Genomic DNA, 16,871 nt, shown 5'->3' on the forward strand with positions numbered 1-16,871 from the left:
GTGGCTGTCCGAGTGTTATCCACAGGCGGTGGCTGAAGTCGTCGACTGCGGACAGAATCGACTTTGTGAGCCCGATCGCAGGGGCCGTACGGGGGCGACGGGAGGCAGCAGTGAGGACAGCGACACTGGGACCGGTGGAGCGTGCCGAGGCGCTCGCCAAGATGGCCGAGCGTGAACTGGACGTGCTGGTGGTCGGCGCGGGCGTGGTCGGGGCAGGGACCGCGCTGGACGCCGCGACGAGAGGACTATCCACCGGTCTGGTCGAGGCGCGGGACTGGGCGTCGGGCACATCCAGCAGGTCGAGCAAGCTGATCCACGGCGGGCTGCGCTATCTGGAGATGCTGGACTTCGCGCTCGTCCGGGAAGCGCTGAAGGAGCGCGGGCTGCTGCTGGAGAGGCTGGCGCCGCATCTGGTGAAGCCGGTGCCGTTCCTCTATCCGCTCCAGCACAAGGGCTGGGAGCGGCTCTACGCCGGATCGGGTGTCGCGCTGTACGACGCGATGTCGGTGTCGTCGGGTCATGGCCGCGGACTGCCCGTCCACCGGCATCTGTCGCGGCGGCAGGCGCTGCGGGTCGCGCCCTGCCTGAAGAAGGACGCCCTGGTCGGGGCGTTGCAGTACTACGACGCACAGATGGACGACGCCCGCTATGTGGCGACGTTGGTGCGCACGGCCGCGAGCTATGGGGCCCATGTCGCCAGCCGGGCGCGGGTGATCGGCTTTCTGAGGGAGGGTGAGCGGGTCGTCGGCGCGCGGGTGCAGGACGTCGAGTCCGGCGGGGAGTACGAGATCCGGGCCAAGCAGGTCGTCAACGCGACCGGGGTGTGGACGGACGACACCCAGGCGCTGATCGGGGAGCGCGGGCAGTTCCATGTGCGGGCCTCCAAGGGTATTCATCTGGTGGTGCCCAAGGACCGGATCCACTCGACGACCGGGCTGATCCTGCGGACGGAGAAGTCCGTGCTGTTCGTCATCCCCTGGGGACGGCACTGGATCGTGGGGACCACGGACACCGACTGGGATCTCGACAAGGCCCATCCGGCCGCCTCCAGCGCGGACATCGACTATCTAATCGAGCACGTCAACTCCGTGCTGGCGGTGCCTCTGACGCGCGATGACGTCCAGGGGGTGTACGCGGGCCTGCGGCCGTTGCTCGCCGGGGAGTCGGACGCGACCAGCAAGCTGTCGCGCGAGCACACGGTGGCGCATCCGGTGCCCGGCCTGGTGGTCGTGGCGGGCGGCAAGTACACGACGTACCGGGTGATGGCGAAGGACGCGGTGGACGAGGCGGTGCACGCGCTCGACCAGCGGGTGGCCGCGTGCGTCACGGAGAACGTCCCGCTCGTCGGGGCCGAGGGCTATGGCGCGCTGTGGAACGCGCGGGCGAGGACGGCGGCGCGGACAGGGCTTCATGTGGTCCGCGTGGAGCATCTGTTGAACCGGTACGGCTCGCTCATCGAGGAACTGCTGACACTGATCGCCGACGACCCGAAGCTCGGGGAGCCGCTGGGGGGCGCGGAGGACTATCTGCGGGCCGAGGTCGTCTATGCCGCATCGCACGAGGGGGCGCGGCACCTCGATGACGTACTGACGCGACGGACCAGGATCTCGATCGAGACCTTCGACCGGGGGACACGCTGTGCGCGCGAGTGCGCGGAGCTGATGGCGCCGGTGCTGGGCTGGGACAAGGAGCACATCGAGAAGGAGATCGAGCACTACGACAAGCGGGTGGAGGCGGAGCGCGAGTCGCAGCGGCAGCCGGACGACCTGACGGCGGACGCGGCCCGGCTGGGGGCGCCGGACATCGTGCCGATCTGATCCCGTTGCCCGGTCCGTCCGTGCGGCCTGCCTCGCGGGCTTTCTGCCGGAACCCTGTTTTCGGCCCCCGACCCGTTGGAAATCGGCCGTCCGGAGGGTCGGTTCGGGGTGGCGAGTGTGGCCGGAGGAAGGTGTTCCGCTTGGCTGGGCAGGGGCCCCGACCAGCCAAGCGGTGAGCTTCACCGCGAGTAATGGCATGGTGGGTGCTTGCCTGCTTCTGGACCTGTCCTGGCGGACTGCGGACCCGGGAGAAGCGCCGGTCCCGGAGTGAGGGACAATGGGGGCTCTGCCAGGGCGGGTTACCGCATCGCGCGGGAAGCGGCAGGCGCGGGCGAAGATCAGGGATCGCAGAGGGGACGCATGTCGGAGGCGGAGCAGGCGCGGGAGCCCCAGCGGGAAACGGCCGAGGAGCCCCAGCGGGACGCCGGGCAGGATTCCGGGACGGAGCTCAAGACGGAGTCTCAGGACACCGAGCCGGAGTCCCAGGATCCCGAGAAGAAGCTCGACACGGAGCCGGAGTCCAAGGCGGTGCCCGCATCGGAGGCCGAGCCGGCATCCGGTGCCGAGCCGGAGAAGGCGGAGAAGGCGGAGAAGCCTGTGAAGGCTTCCGGGCGGGGCGCCGCTGGGCAGGACTCGGGGCCGGGGCCCGACTCGGGCCGCGGTGGCGGGGCCGTGTCCGGGGCCGGTGCCTCAAAAGCGCCCCGGGCAACGTCCCCCAAGGCACCCAAGCCCACGTCCCCCGAGCCCAAGGCGCCTGAGCTCAAGGTGCCCGAGCCCAAGGCACCTGAGCCCAAGACACCCGAGTCCACGGCACCTGCGCCCAAAGCAACAGAGACCAAAGCACCCGAGTCCGCGGCAACCGCTCTCGTCAAGGAGGGTGCGGACGGGCGGAGTTCCGGGCGGGAGACCCAGGGGCGGCTGCTCTCCGGGCGGTACCGGCTGGGCGGTGTCCTCGGGCGCGGCGGGATGGGCACCGTGTGGCGGGCCGTCGACGAGACCCTCGGCCGTACCGTCGCCGTGAAGGAACTGCGCTTCCCCAGCAGCATCGACGAGGAAGAGAAGCGCCGCCTCATCACGCGCACCATGCGCGAGGCCAAGGCGATCGCCCGTATCCGCAACAACAGCGCGGTGACGGTCTACGACGTCGTGGACGAGGACGACCGCCCGTGGATCGTCATGGAGCTTGTCGAGGGCAAGTCCCTGGCGGAAGCCGTACGCGAGGACGGCACGCTGACGCCCCGGCGGGCCGCGGAGGTCGGGCTCGCGATCCTAGACGTACTGCGTTCCGCGCACCGCGAGGGCATCCTGCACCGCGATGTGAAGCCGTCCAATGTGCTGATCGCCGAGGACGGGCGCGTCGTGCTCACCGACTTCGGTATCGCGCAGGTCGAGGGCGACCCGTCGATCACGTCGACCGGCATGCTCGTCGGCGCGCCCTCCTACATCTCGCCGGAGCGTGCCCGCGGTCACAAGCCCGGGCCGGCCGCCGACCTGTGGTCGCTGGGCGGGCTGTTGTACGCGAGCGTCGAGGGCTGCCCGCCGTACGACAAGGGCTCCGCGATCGCGACGCTGACCGCCGTGATGACCGAGCCGCTGGACCCGCCGAAGAACGCGGGCCCGCTGGAGGAGGTCATCTACGGCCTGCTCGCCAAGGACCCGGATCAGCGTCTCGACGACGCGGGCGCACGGGCGTTGCTCACCAGGGTGCTGCACGCCCCCGAGGCGCCGGAGCCGCCCGCCGAGCCCGAGCCGTCGCCGGAGGCCACCCGCGTCGTCGCGCTGCCGCCGCTTCCCCCGCCCCCGCCGGAGGCCAGGCCGAAGGACCCGGCGGCCGACCGGGTGCGCGGTGCTCTGCGTTCCGTGCGCAATGCCGCCGCGGCCGCCAAGCCGGAACCGAAGCCGCAGCCGTCGCCGCAGGCTCCGGCCGCGCGGCCCGAGCCGGTGCGGGCGCCGCTCACCGATGTGGTTCCCCGCCGCACGCTGATGGTCATCGCGGCTGTCGTCGCGCTCGCCGTGCTGGCGACCGTGCTCTATCTGACGCTCGGCGGTGGCGACAAGGACGGCAAGAACAAGTCGGGCAAAGACAAGTCCACTTCGGCCGGGGTGACCGGCGGCAAGGGCACGGACGCGGGTGGCACCGCGGACGGGGGCAAGGGCAAGGACGCCGCCAAGGACGACCCCAAGGACGGCACCGGGACCGGGGACGGCCAGGGCGGGCAGCCGTCCGGCGGGCCCAAGACCGGTGCCCCCGCGGGCCGGGGCGGCATCCCGGCCGGGTACGTGATGGTCTCGAACGAGCAGTTCCACTTCACCATGGCGATGCCCAAGGGCTTCAGGATGACCGGCATCGCGGGCGAGAACTCCGGCGGGATATTCAACCTGCAGAAGGGTGGCTTCCCGCGCGTTCAGGTCGACTTCAACGGCAGTCCCACGGACGACGCCGCCGCTGCCTGGGAGGGGCTGAGGCTGGCGACCGCCGCCAGCAGCGACGGCTACAAGCACCTCGGGATCAAGCCGGTCCAGTACAAGGGCTATCCGACCGTCGCCGACTGGCAGTTCGAGCGCAATCAGGGCGGCCAGCGGGTACGAGTCCTCAACAGGGGCTTCAAGGTGGATGCCGGGCACGGCTACTCGATCATGATCACGTGCAAGGCGAGCGAGTGGCACAGCGCGCAGTGCGAGACCTTGCGCAAGACGGCGTTCGCCACATTCAAGCCCAAGGACTGAGTCAGGACACGTATCGTGAGAGCTCGCGGACGGTACGCAGCCGCAAGGGGTCGTAAGTAGCCGTCAAACGACCGGAATTGACGGTTTGGTGCGACCCTCAGGCCGTCCGGGGGACAAGCGCGCGCGTGGGGAGGCGACGTGGACGACTATGCGGGAAGGGTGCTCGCCGACCGCTACCGCCTGCCGTTGCCGCCCTCCGACGAGTACGAACTGGTCGAGACCCGCGCTTTCGACACATACAGCGGGCAGGAAGTCCTGGTGCGGCAGGTGCCGTTGCCGGAGGTCGTGGACGCCGAGGTCATCGAGACGGACGGCCTGGCCGGGGCGGCGGTACCGCGCAGAGCCCAGGGGCGTACGACACGGCGGCCCACGGACCCGGCGGTGCGGCGGGCCATCGAGGCCGCGCAGGCTGCCGCCCAGATCCCCGACCATCCGCGCCTGGACCAGGTCTTCGACGTCTTCGCGGAGGGCGGTTCGCTCTGGATAGTGAGCGAACGGGTCGCCGCGCGGCCGCTCGCGGCGCTCCTGGCGGAGAAGCCGCTCAGCCCCTACCGGGCGGCCGAGGTCGCCTCCGACGTACTGACCGCGCTGCGCGTGCTGCACGCGCACGGCTGGACCCATCGCAACATCACTTCCCGAACGGTCCTCGTCTGCGACGACGGGCGCGTGGTCCTGACCGGACTGGCGTCGGGAGCGGCGGAGGAGGCGCTGTGCGGGTATGCCCCGGTGCCGGGTCCTCCGGACGAGTTGGCAGGGGTTTCGGTGCCGCCCGAGGCGCGCGAGCCGTCAGGGGAACCGGCGTTCCTGGAGGCGGAGTCGTACGCGGATCCGGAGGACGGGGAGGACGGGTACAGGGACTCGGACGAGGGCGAGGACGTCGGAGAGGACGACGGGCCGTACGGGGCTTCGCCCGGCACCCGGGTCGCGCTTCCGGGGCCCGGAACAGGCGCGGTGGACGCCCGGGCTGCGAGGGCGGGTGCGATCGCGGCGTACCGCGCGGGCGCACGGGCCGCGGCGCGCGCCGGCGAGGACGAGCATGATGGCGACCGTCCGGTCCAGGCGGGCTTCGACCCGGACTGGTGGGCCCGGCGTCCGGGCGAGCCGGGCCCGGATCTCGGCATGGACGACGACATTGACGACGAGGAAGAGGACGGCGGCTGGTCCGGCACCCCCGGCCGCGTCAGGCTGGCCGGTACGTGGCACGACGGCGCCTACCCCGCCCAGGAGGGCCCGCGCCCTCTCCCGGCAGGCGGCAGCCCCAGTCCCGGCAGCCACAGCGCAGGCCGTCCCGCGGCACGCGGCCACAACGACCCGTACGGCACCCGCCCCGCACTTCCCGGCCCCCGTACCGACAGCGTGCCCGCCCCCGCCGGTCATCGCGGGACCGCCCAGGACGCGCTGCGCGCCGATGCCCAGCGTGCCGATGTCCAGCGCAGGCCCGTCGTCGCCGAGGTCCAGGCGCCCACCGGGCGCTGGGACGAGATAGTCGCGGGCGGCAGTACACCCGCCTACCGCGGACCCGCCACACCCCTGGCCGCCGAGCGCGCCCGGCAGGCGCGCATCGCGGTCGTCGGTGCGGTCACCGAGCGATGGGCCCCCGAGCAGGCCGGACCCGTCCATGAGAACTGGCAGTTGGCCGCTCCCGTGGGCCCCGCCACCGACCTCTGGGCGCTGGGCGCCCTGCTCTACCGAGCCGTCCAGGGCCACGCCCCGTACCCCGAGGAGAGCGCCGTCGAGCTGGTCCAGCTCGTCTGCTCCGAGCCGCCCGCCTTCGCCGAGGAGTGCGGCCCGCTGCGCCCCGTCGTCGAGTCGCTGCTGCGCCAGGACCCCACGGAGCGCCCGGACTTCGAGGAGCTGCGCGGCTGGCTGCGTTCGCTCGTACGGTCCGCGCCCGAGCCCGAGGCGGGGATGGACGTCGTGCCGGTCCCCTCGGCCGCGGTCGACGGCTCCCGGCTGCCTGTCGTACGCCGCCGGGGCGAGCTGGTGCGCAAACGCCGCGGCTCGGCCGAAGTGGTGCACGGCCGCCATCGCCACAAGAAAGCCAACCGTGAGCGGCGCGGCCCGCGTTCCCTGGGCCGCACTCTCCTGCTGCTGATACTGCTCCTGCTGGTCGCGGCCGTCGCGTATGCCGTGGTGTTCATGCCGAAGGCGGACTCGCAGCAGGACCGTTCCAAGGGCGCGAACGGCGGGCGCCCGCCGGCGACCAGTCCGAGCCCGGACCCCGCCACCCCCGACAACCGGCCGTCGACTCCAGCGACCAGCCCCGGTGCCCAGCAGCCGCAGACCTCCGCACCCGCCGGGAACCTCCCGTACGGCTACGCGCTGCGCAAGGATCCGGAAGGTTTCCAGATAGCCGTCGACAAGTCGTGGCAGCGCCGCCCGATCAACGATGTCGGCCAAGTCCGCTACACCGACGGAAATTTCACTCTGATCGTCGTCCCCGGCCGTGACACCGTGAAAGCGAACGGCGACGATCCGCTGACCTATCAGCGCGACAAGGAGCGTGAACTCCAGCCGTGGCGTGACTCGTCCTGGGCCGGGGCGTCCGGGCTGCGCCGTGTCGAGGTCGGGCAACAGGTCATGGCCGAGGGGCAGTTCACCTGGCAGGACAGCAACGGCCGTGAGGTGTACGTACGCAATCTCGCGCTCGTCATCGGCGGCGGCTACCACGTCATCCAGGTGATCGGACCGGAGGACCAGCGAGACAAGGTGACCGAGGTCTACCAAGAGGCCACAAAGGCCTATCGGACCACCCGCTAGCATCACGGCCTGGTCACTTGAGGCATCCGGGGTTCCGTGCCCGTACTTCACTTCCGTAACCTGTCATCCCAAGGAAACTGGGCGGGGGACGTGGAACACAGTCAAAGCACGGGCGCGGGTCTGCTGCTCGCCGGACGCTACCGGCTGAGCGAGACCATCGGCAGCGGCGGCATGGGCAAGGTGTGGCGCGCGCACGACGAGGTGCTGCACCGGGTCGTCGCGGTCAAGGAGCTGACCGCCGGGCGGTATGTCTCCGAGGCGGACCGCATCGTTCTGCACGCCCGCACCCAGAAGGAGGCCCGGGCCGCTGCCCGGATCAGCCACCCCGGTGTGGTCACCGTCCACGACGTTCTCGAACACGACGCCCGTCCCTGGATCGTGATGCAGTACGTCGACGGGCCCTCGCTCGCCGACGCGGCCAAGGAGTCCGGACGCATCCCGGCCGCCGAGGCCGCCCGCATCGGGCTGCACGTGCTGCGCGCGCTGGGCGCCGCGCACGCCGCCGGAGTGCTCCACCGGGACGTCAAACCCGCCAACGTCCTGCTCAGCCGCGACGGCAGGGTGCTGATCACCGACTTCGGGATCGCCGCGATCGAGGGCGACTCGACGATTACCCGGACCGGGGAAATCGTGGGGTCCATCGACTACTTGGCCCCCGAGCGGGTACGTGGCGCGGACCCCGGACCCGCCTCCGACCTCTGGTCGCTCGGCGCGACGCTGTACACGGCGGTGGAGGGCGAGTCGCCCTTCCGGCGCTCGTCGCCGCTCGCCAGCATGCAGGCCGTGGTGGGCGAGGAGCCGCGTCATCCCGAGTGGGCGGGTCCCCTGGGGCACGTCATCATGGCGCTGCTGCGCAAGGATCCCGCTGAACGCCCGTCGACAGCCGAGGCCGAGCAGATGCTGGCGGAAGCGATGGGAGAGCGCCGGGCGGCCCCGCGTACGCCGCAGGTGCCCGCACAGCGGGCGACGGAGCGGCACACCCGGCCCGTGACCACGCACCTTCCGACGCCGACGCCCCCCGCTCCGGTGCCTGTTCCGGGTCCGGACACCGACTCCGGCTCCGGTTCCGGTTCCGGTTCCGGTTCCGGAACAGGCACGACGGCCCAGGCCGCGACGCCCCGGCGCCGCGGCGGCAGGCTGCGCAGGGCCGCGATCGTCGTCGTACTCGCGGCGGTTGTCGGCGTCGGCGCGGGACTTGCCGCCATGGAGTACGCGGGCGGCGACAACGATGGCGGACGACGTGCGGGCGACCAGGCGAGCACCAAGCCCGGCCCTTCCTCGGCCAAGCCGAGCCCTTCCTCGGACGTGCAGGCCGGCTGGCACCGCGTGAACGATCCGGACGGCTTCAGCCTGCTCGTACCGGACGGCTGGACGCGCCAGACGGACGGCGACCAGGTCGACTACACGCCCGACAACGGCAAGCACCGCATCCGGATCAGCAGTAACGATTCCCCCGACTTCGAGAATCCGTATACGCACATGCTGGACATGGAGCGGGGCCTCGCGAAGCGGCTTCCCCAGTACAAGCGGCTGAAGCTCGGCCAGAACACCTACCGTGACCAGGTGAACTCCGCCTGCTGGGAGTTCACCTGGCACGAGAAGACGACCTTCCCCGGTCCGCGCCGTGCCATCGACCAGATATACGTCGAGGAAGACGGCACGGAGTACGCGCTCTACATGTCGGGCCCGGCGGACGACTGGGCGACGACGCGTCAGCAGTTCGACATCATGCTCCGGGGCTGGCGGCCTCCGGCATGATGGACGCAGGCTGATCGAGGGGGAGTTGCGTGTCCGAGGAAACGCGGCTGATCGCGGGCCGCTACCGGCTTCTGGACCGGCTGGGACGCGGAGGCATGGGCACCGTGTGGCGTGCGGACGACGAGCTGCTCGGCCGTCGCGTCGCCGTCAAGGAGCTCCATCCGGAGGATGCGAGGGGCGGCCGTTCGGCGTCCCCGTACACGTCCACGGCCGCGCCGCTGCGTGAGGCCCGCGCCGTTGCCAGGGTCAAGCATCCGCATGTGATCGTCGTCCATGACGTGGTCGTCGACGACGGACTCCCGTACATCGTCATGGAACTGGTCGACGGCGGCTCGCTCGCCGAGCGGATCAGCGGCGGCGGACCGGTCGATGTGGCGGAGGCGGCGCGGATCGGGCTCGCCCTGCTGGCTGCGCTGCGGGCCGCGCACGAACTGGGGGTGCTGCACCGCGACCTGAAGCCCGCCAATGTGCTCATCGAGGAGTCCACCGGGCGGGTCGTCCTCACCGACTTCGGGATCGCGCAGCTCGCCGGGTCCACGACGATCACCGACTCGGGGTCGTTCGTCGGATCGCCCGAGTACACCGCGCCCGAGCGGATGCAGGGCGAGACGGCCGGGCCGGAGTCGGATCTGTGGTCGCTGGGTGTACTGCTCTGCGCGGTGCTGAGCGGTGAATCGCCGTTCCGCCGCGACTCGTTGGGCGGCATCCTGCACGCCGTCGTCGAGGACGAGATCCGCCCGCCCGCCCAGGCGGCGCCGCTGTTGCCGGTCGTGCTGGGGCTTCTGGATCGGGACCCTGAGCGCCGGCTCGGCGCGACGGAGGCGGAGGAGCTGCTGCGTACGTACGTCACGACGGGGGCCGTACAGGTGCCTGCCGGGCGCGACACCGGCACCCGACGCGACACCGCCACCCGCCCCGACAGCCGCCGGGACAGTGCGCCGACGCCGCGTGCGCCTGCGCCGCGGCAGCCCGTGGCCGCCGCGGCCCCCGGGACCGCGCGTGCCGGACGCCGGCGTACGCCGCTGCTGGTCTCGGCGGCGCTCGTCGCCGCGCTGGCCGGGGCGGGAGGGGCGGCAGCCGTCCTGCTCCACGGCGACGGAGGGAGCAGCGCAGAAGCGGGTCCGGGCCCCGCGGCCGAGAGCACTTCGCCTCCGGTGCGTACGGAGCAGTCACCCGCCGCGAAGGCCAGGCCGAACCCCACGGTGACCGTGACCACGTCGCCCACACCGCCCCCGGCCAAGAAACCCGTCGCGCCCGAGGGATATCTCGCGGTCTCCGACCCGGGCGGCTTCGCGCTCGTCGTCCCCGAGGGCTTCACCCGCTCCCAGGACGACAAGCGGGTCTACTACATGGCGCAGGACCAGGACATCAGGATCGGCATCCGGGTGCAGAGCCCCGCCGCCGACGGGCCGCTCGGAACGATGCGCCGCGCGGACGCGGACGGCCCGAACACCAACCCCGGCTACCGCGACGCCAAGGTCACCCCGACCACGCACAACGGACTGACCGCCGCGCTCTGGGAGTTCACCTGGAACGGCTTCTCCGAGGCCGAGGGTGACCGGCACACGTTCGACATCTGCTGGGACGAGAACGGCACGATGTACGACGTGTGGGTCTCGGCCCCCGTCGGCAGGACGGACGAGGCGCGGCGGCACTTCGACACCGCGCTGGACTCCTTCACGCCCGCAGGGTGACGTCAGGCTGGCCGCGCGGCCGGGCGGCCGCGGAGGGCGACCGGCTCAGCGGCGAGTGGTCGAGGGCTCTTCGACCAGGTGGTCGAGCACGTGAAGATCGAGGATCTCCACGAGCCGGTACGAGAGCGGCTGAAGCCCGGAACACCCGGGACAAGCCCCTGATCAGGGCTTATCTGCCAGTGATCGCTGGCGCGATGGTGAGGGCCTGGTGAAAAGCTGTTACCGACGGGTACCCAAAGTTCCGGATGCGGCTTACTCTCACCCCCATGACGGACTCGCAGGCCCCCGCCGCCGCCCCCGGCACCAATCCGACAGCAGCCGCCCCGGCCGGTGCGCGCACCGCCGCCGACGTGGTCACTCCCGAGGTGGTCGCCCAGCTCACCCGTGGCGTGATCGGCTCCGGCCGAACCGCGAACCACACCCCCTTCACGGGGGAGAAGCTGGCGGACCTGCCCGAGTCCACCCCCGACGACGTCGCCGAGGCCTTCGAGCGCGCCCGCGCCGCCCAGTCCGCGTGGGCAGCGACTCCCGCCCGCGCCCGCGCCGCCGTCCTGCTCCGCTTCCACGACCTCGTACTCGAGCGCCAGGCCGAGGTCCTCGACCTCATCCAGCTGGAGACCGGCAAGGCCCGCCTCCACGCGCACGAAGAGGTCCAGGCCGTCGCCGTCGCCGCCCGTCACTACGGCCGCATGGCGCCCTCCTATCTCAAGCCCAAGCGGCACACGGGCGTGGTCCCCGTCCTCACCAAGACCACCGAACTGCGCCAGCCGCGCGGCGTCGTCGGCCAGATCGCGCCCTGGAACTACCCGTTCGAGCTCTCCGTCGGTGACGCGCTGCCCGCGTTCGTCTCCGGCAACGCCGTCGTGATGAAGCCCGACACCGAGACCGCGCTCACCGCGCTGTGGGCCCGCGATCTGCTCATCGAGGCCGGACTGCCCGCCGAGGTCTTCCAGATCGTCATCGGCGAGGGCCCGGTCGTCGGCCCGGAGGTCGTCAAGCACGCGGACTACGTCTCCTTCACCGGCTCCACCCGCACCGGCCGCGAGGTCGCCCAGGGTGCGGCCGCCCGCCTGATCGGCGTCTCCCTCGAACTCGGCGGCAAGAACGCCATGCTGGTGCTGCACGACGCCGACATCGAGAAGGCGGCGGCCGGAGCGATCCGCGCCTGCTTCTCCTCCGCGGGCCAGTTGTGCATCTCCATCGAGCGGCTGTACGTCCACGAGTCGATCGCCGACGCTTTCCTGGAGCGGTTCGCCGCCCGTACGAAGGCCATGCGCCTCGGCAACTCCCTCGCGTACGGAGCCGACATGGGCTCCCTCGTCGGCGAGCGCCAGCTGGAGACCGTCACCCGGCATGTCGAGGAGGCCGTCGCCAAGGGCGCCACACTCGTCGCGGGCGGCGTCGCGCGCCCCGACATCGGCCCGCTGTTCTACGAGCCGACAATCCTGGACGGCGTCGAGTCGCCGATGGCCGTGTGCACCGAGGAGACCTTCGGCCCCGTCGTCTCCATCTACCGCTTCAAGGACGAGGACGAGGTCGTCAAGCAGGCCAACGCCACTCCGTACGGCCTGAATTCGAGCGTCTGGACCAAGGACGGCAAGCGCGGCCACGCCGTTGCCGCGAAGCTGCGCACCGGGACCGTCAACATCAATGAGGGCTACGCCCCCGCGTACGGCAGCGTGCAGTCCCCGATGGGCGGCATGAAGGACTCCGGCCTCAGCCGGCGGCACGGCTCGGAGGGCATCCTCAAGTACACCGAGGCGCAGACCGTCGCCCAGCAGAGGCTGATGCCGCTGGCGCCGTCCTTCGGGATGGACGACGAGAAGTACGCCGCGTTCATGAGCCGCAGCCTGAAGGCGATGAAGGCCCTGCGCCTGCGCTGATACAGCCCCTTTCGCACCAAGGAGAGCCATGACCGAGCTACCCCCTACCCCAGAACCTGCCGGGAATCAGGACGAATCCGAGTACGACTACGACGTCATCGTCGTCGGCTCGGGCTTCGGTGGCTCGGTCTCCGCGCTGCGGCTGACCGAGAAGGGCTACCGGGTCGGCGTCCTGGAGGCGGGCCGCCGCTTCACCCGCGAGACGCTGCCCAAGAACTCCTGGGACCTGCGCAACTATCTGTGGGCCCCGGCGCTCGGCCTCTTCGGCATCCAGCGCATCCATCTGCTCGGCAATGTGATGGTGCTGGCGGGAGCGGGGGTGGGCGGCGGTTCGCTCAACTACGCCAACACGCTGTACGTCCCGCCCGCGGCCTTCTTCGAGGACCCGCAGTGGAAGGACATCACGAACTGGCAGGAGGAGCTCGCTCCGTACTACGACCAGGCCAAGCGGATGCTGGGCGTGCGGCTCAACCCGACGATGACCCCCTCGGACGTCCATCTCAAGGCAACCGCCCAGGCGATGGGCGTCGGTGACAGCTTCCACATGGCCCCGGTCGGCGTCTACTTCGGCGACGGCGAGGACGCCGACGGCACATCGACGGCCAAACCGGGGCAGGAGGTCGACGACCCGTACTTCGGCGGAGTGGGCCCCTCCCGCAAGGCCTGCACCGAGTGCGGGGAATGCATGACGGGCTGCCGCCACGGCGCGAAGAACACCCTCAACGAGAACTACCTCTACCTGGCGGAAAAGGCGGGCGCCGTCGTCCACCCGATGACCTCGGTCGTCACCGTCACCGAGGACTCGCGCGGCGGCTTCGCGGTCGCCACCCTGCCCAGCGACAACAAGCGCAAGGGCCAGGGGCGTACGTTCACGGCGCGCCGGGTCGTCATCGCCGCCGGCACGTACGGCACCCAGACCCTCCTGCACCGGATGAAGGACGGCGGCCTGCTGCCGCGGATCTCGCCGCGGCTGGGCGAGCTGACCCGTACCAACTCCGAGGCGCTGGTCGGCGCACTGACCGACAACCGCCGCTACCGCAAGAAGCACGGAGCCGAGAAGGTCGACTTCACGCGCGGAGTCGCCATCACGTCCTCGATCCACCCCGACGAGAACACCCACATCGAGCCGGTGCGCTACGGCAGGGGCTCGAACGCGATGGGCAGCCTCACGATCCTCCAGGTCCCCTACAGCGCCCACTCCAGGGTCGCGGCCTGGTTCGGCAACATGGCCAGGCACCCCTGGCTCGCGGTCCGTTCGCTCTCCAGCCGCCGCTGGTCGGAGCGGGCCATCATCGGTCTGGTCATGCAGTCGCTGGACAACTCCCTGACGACGTACCGCAAGCCGAAAGGCATCGGCAAGGGCCTGATCACCGCCCGCCAGGGCCACGGCGCCCCCAACCCCAACCAGATCCCGGAAGCCACCCGCGCCGCGTCGCTCCTCGCCGAGGAGATCAACGGCTACCCGGGTTCCAACATCGGCGAACTGATGGGCACCCCGCTGACGGCCCACTTCCTGGGCGGCTGCCCGATCGGCGCCTCCGGCGAGGAGGGCGTCATCGACCCGTACCACCGGCTGTGGGGCCACCCGGGCATCTCGGTCGTGGACGGCGCGGCGGTCTCGGCGAACCTGGGCGTGAACCCGTCGCTGACGATCACGGCACAGGCGGAGCGGGCGATGTCGCTCTGGCCCAACAACGGCGATGAGGACACCCGCCCGCAGCAGGGCACGGCGTACGAACGCCTTCCGGCGGTGGCTCCGAAGTCACCGGCGGTGCCGGACTCGGCGTTCGGCGCGCTGAGGCTGCCGTTCCTGGGGATGCCGGCGGTCCCGCCGAAGCAGTCCTGACCCTTTCGGACATACGAAGGCCGCTGCACCCCCCTCCGAGTGCAGCGGCCTTCTGGCTCTGGGGCCGGGTGTTACGCGGTGGCGTCACCGCTGCGGCGGCGCTTCATCGCGAAGACGACACCGGCACCGGCGACGATGGCGATGCCACCGGCGATCCCGACGGTCGGCAGCATGGAGCTGGAACCGGTCGACGCGAGGTTGCCGGTGACGGGGAGCTCCTTGGCCCCACCCTGCGGCTTGACGTCGCTGTCCGGCTTCTGCCCGTTCGGCTTCGAGTCGTCGACGTCACCGGGGTTGGTACCGGCCTTGACGATCGTGAACGGGTAGATGTCGCCGTTGTCGTAGCACTTGAACGAGTCGTCTTCGGCACCGTTGTCATAGGTGCCGGCGGCGATCGCCAGGCCTTCGCCTGCGGGGGCGGCCTTGTCGATCTTCACGCGGAGGTCGATCGTGACCTTCTTGCCGGCGTCGAGCGGGAACTCACCGAAGAAGACGCCGTTGTTGAACCCGGAGCCCGCGAGGTCGTTGACCCACTCGCCGGACTCGGGGTCCTTGTACTCGAAGTGCGCGTACTTGGCGACGAGCTTGTCGTCGGCGTCGGGGTTCTCGAGACTGTCCGCGTACGTGGCGACGGTGTAGACGAGCAGGCTCTCGATGTCGGTCTTGCCGTTGTTCTTCACGTTGAACGTGAAGTTCTTCCAGCCACTGCCCGCGACGATCTTGTTCGGGAAGCCGCCGAGGGAGACCTGGACGGAGCCCTCTTCGCACTCGAAGTCGTCGTCCTCGCCCGGCTCGCTCGCCGTGGCACTCGGCGTCGCGGCCGACGAGGTGGCCGGCGTGCTCGGCGTGGCCGCCGGGGTGCTGCTCTGGTCCGCGGCCGGCGTGGTCGCCGTGGCCGAGGGAGTGCTGCTGGCCGTCTCCGAGGGGGAGCTGCCGGCCGTCTCGGACGGGGAGCTGCTCGGCGCCTCGGCCGAAGGCGACTCGGTGGCAACCGGGGTTTCCGTCGCGAACGCGGCCGGAGCCGACAGGAACGCGGCGGGTGCTATGACAGCGGTCGCTGCAGCGACGGCCATAGCGCGGCGAAGCTTCATTAAGACCTCAGTGAAGTCCAGGCGTACCGCTTTTGACACGGCACGGAGTTTGAGGGGCCTACCGAGGTGGGGGTACACAGGTGAGGCCGTTGTTTCGCATGCTTGACCGGCCAGTGGCCGAAAAGGTTGCCCTCGGACTCACACAATCTTTATGTGGCCCCCGTCACATGCCACTTGGGCGTGCGGCAACGCCAAGGGCCCCGCGGATGCACCACCGCAGGGCCCTTGGGGGTCAGCACCGACGTCAGGGCAGCGCCGGTGCCGAGGCGCGGCGCCGGGGGGTAGCGCCGCGTGGGGAAGGTCGCCGCCCCGGCGCGCAGAGGGCGCTCGGGTGGTATCGACCTTTGGCAGTTGTTTCGCGCAGAGGGGGACGCGCTTCTCTTGCATCGTGCTGGACGGGCTGCGGCGTGCGCAACCGTTTGGACCGGATGCGGTCGGCCCCGGGCGTCCCCGGAGCCGACCGCCCTTGGGGTGACCGGGCTGCTGTCCCCTGCCGACCGGTCACGCGCGCCGGGGCGAGGTCCCACGACGTACCTGCGGTACGTCACACGCCCCAGCGAAGCCACGCGTGGTTTCTTACGAAGCCCGCCCCTGGCTGGCACGGACATCGGTACCAACGAAGCCCCGCCGGGCGCGGTCACGCGCCGTACGGGTGAGGACGCGACCGAACTCAGATGCGGCTCCGGGCGCCTCGGCGCGGCCTCAGATGCGCCCCCGGCACAGCTCCAGGAGCGTCATCGCGAGCGCCGTCCCGGGCTTTCCGAGCGCGTCGCGGAAATGGCTGAGAACCTCCATTTCCCGCGAGAGATTCACCCGGCGGCCGCCGGAGGAGATCCGGGCCTCCTGGATGACGGCCGAGACCGCCATCCGTTCCTGTACGAGGCCGATGATCCGGTCGTCGAGTGCGTCGATGCGCTCGCGCGCGCCGGTGATGAGATCCGCGGCCTCTTCGGTGCGGGCGCCGGTCTGCTCGGTCACGGTCTGCTCGGTGACGGTCATGGTGGGGCTCCTTTGCGGGAGGCCCCGGATCGGCACGGCCCGGAAATGACAGAACGCCCCGGGCCTTGTCGGCCCGGGGCGCCTGGGAAGTTGCTTGTCAGTGGCTCAAGCAGCACGACCATGGCAGCCGGACGGGCCGGTGCCATAGGTAAAGACGAAGGTCATCTGCTTGTGCATGGCGGAAGTATGGACCGCCCGCCGTCCGCGGCGAAAACCCGGTTCGGATGGTGAGACGAAAAGCGGTACCGGCGCGCCGGTAGAATCGACAAAACCGACCCCCTCCCACCGCCGGAAGG

At 70.9% G+C, this 16,871-nt stretch carries 9 protein-coding genes; 7 read left to right on the forward strand and 2 right to left on the reverse strand.

Translation table 11 applies throughout. The features are described 5' to 3' along the window. The first annotated feature begins 110 nt into the window (after positions 1-110). The 7 genes from OG741_RS24310 (at position 111) to OG741_RS24340 (ending at position 14,485) form a co-directional block, all read left to right on the forward strand. Positions 111-1,817, forward strand: a complete 1,707-nt coding sequence (locus OG741_RS24310; protein WP_405601182.1) for a glycerol-3-phosphate dehydrogenase/oxidase — start codon at positions 111-113, stop codon at positions 1,815-1,817. 360 nt (positions 1,818-2,177) lie between these two features. Continuing rightward, the gene (locus OG741_RS24315; RefSeq protein WP_405601184.1) at positions 2,178-4,544 is read left to right on the forward strand and encodes a protein kinase domain-containing protein; all 2,367 of its coding nucleotides are present in this window, start codon (positions 2,178-2,180) and stop codon (positions 4,542-4,544) included. A 138-nt stretch (positions 4,545-4,682) separates the two neighbouring features. Next, positions 4,683-7,304, forward strand: a complete 2,622-nt coding sequence (locus tag OG741_RS24320; RefSeq protein ID WP_405601187.1) for a protein kinase — start codon at positions 4,683-4,685, stop codon at positions 7,302-7,304. A gap of 90 nt (positions 7,305-7,394) precedes the next feature. Then, the gene (locus OG741_RS24325) at positions 7,395-9,062 is read left to right on the forward strand and encodes a serine/threonine-protein kinase (RefSeq protein ID WP_405601190.1); all 1,668 of its coding nucleotides are present in this window, start codon (positions 7,395-7,397) and stop codon (positions 9,060-9,062) included. Between the two features lie 29 nt (positions 9,063-9,091). Further along, positions 9,092-10,756: a protein kinase domain-containing protein gene (locus OG741_RS24330; RefSeq protein ID WP_405601191.1), complete on the forward strand. Its 1,665-nt coding sequence runs from the start codon at positions 9,092-9,094 to the stop codon at positions 10,754-10,756. 266 nt (positions 10,757-11,022) lie between these two features. After that, positions 11,023-12,639: a succinic semialdehyde dehydrogenase gene (locus OG741_RS24335; RefSeq protein WP_405601193.1), complete on the forward strand. Its 1,617-nt coding sequence runs from the start codon at positions 11,023-11,025 to the stop codon at positions 12,637-12,639. A 28-nt stretch (positions 12,640-12,667) separates the two neighbouring features. After that, positions 12,668-14,485 (forward strand): GMC oxidoreductase, encoded by a 1,818-nt coding sequence (locus tag OG741_RS24340; RefSeq protein WP_405601195.1) that lies wholly within the window; start codon positions 12,668-12,670, stop codon positions 14,483-14,485. A gap of 71 nt (positions 14,486-14,556) precedes the next feature. Here OG741_RS24340 and OG741_RS24345 read toward each other — a convergent pair whose 3' ends face one another. Together OG741_RS24345 and OG741_RS24350 are read right to left on the reverse strand one after the other, a co-directional pair. Continuing rightward, positions 14,557-15,558: an LPXTG cell wall anchor domain-containing protein gene (locus OG741_RS24345; protein WP_405601198.1), complete on the reverse strand. Its 1,002-nt coding sequence runs from the start codon at positions 15,556-15,558 to the stop codon at positions 14,557-14,559. Between the two features lie 720 nt (positions 15,559-16,278). Next, on the reverse strand, positions 16,279-16,575 hold the full coding sequence (locus OG741_RS24350) for a chorismate mutase (RefSeq protein ID WP_266486679.1): 297 nt from the start codon (positions 16,573-16,575) through the stop codon (positions 16,279-16,281). Positions 16,576-16,871 lie beyond the last annotated feature (296 nt).

Origin of the sequence: Streptomyces sp. NBC_01410 (assembly GCF_045040195.1) — a bacterium.
Taxonomy (GTDB): domain Bacteria; phylum Actinomycetota; class Actinomycetes; order Streptomycetales; family Streptomycetaceae; genus Streptomyces.

Bases quoted from the DNA above. Each gene is read 5' to 3' on its own strand.
- OG741_RS24315 (WP_405601184.1), top strand. From the start codon at position 2,178: ATGTCGGAGGCGGAGCAGGCGCGGGAGCCCCAGCGGGAAACGGCCGAG.
- OG741_RS24335 (WP_405601193.1), top strand. From the start codon at position 11,023: ATGACGGACTCGCAGGCCCCCGCCGCCGCCCCCGGCACCAATCCGACA.
- OG741_RS24340 (WP_405601195.1), top strand. From the start codon at position 12,668: ATGACCGAGCTACCCCCTACCCCAGAACCTGCCGGGAATCAGGACGAA.
- OG741_RS24345 (WP_405601198.1), bottom strand. From the start codon at position 15,558: ATGGCCGTCGCTGCAGCGACCGCTGTCATAGCACCCGCCGCGTTCCTG.
- OG741_RS24350 (WP_266486679.1), bottom strand. From the start codon at position 16,575: ATGACCGTCACCGAGCAGACCGTGACCGAGCAGACCGGCGCCCGCACC.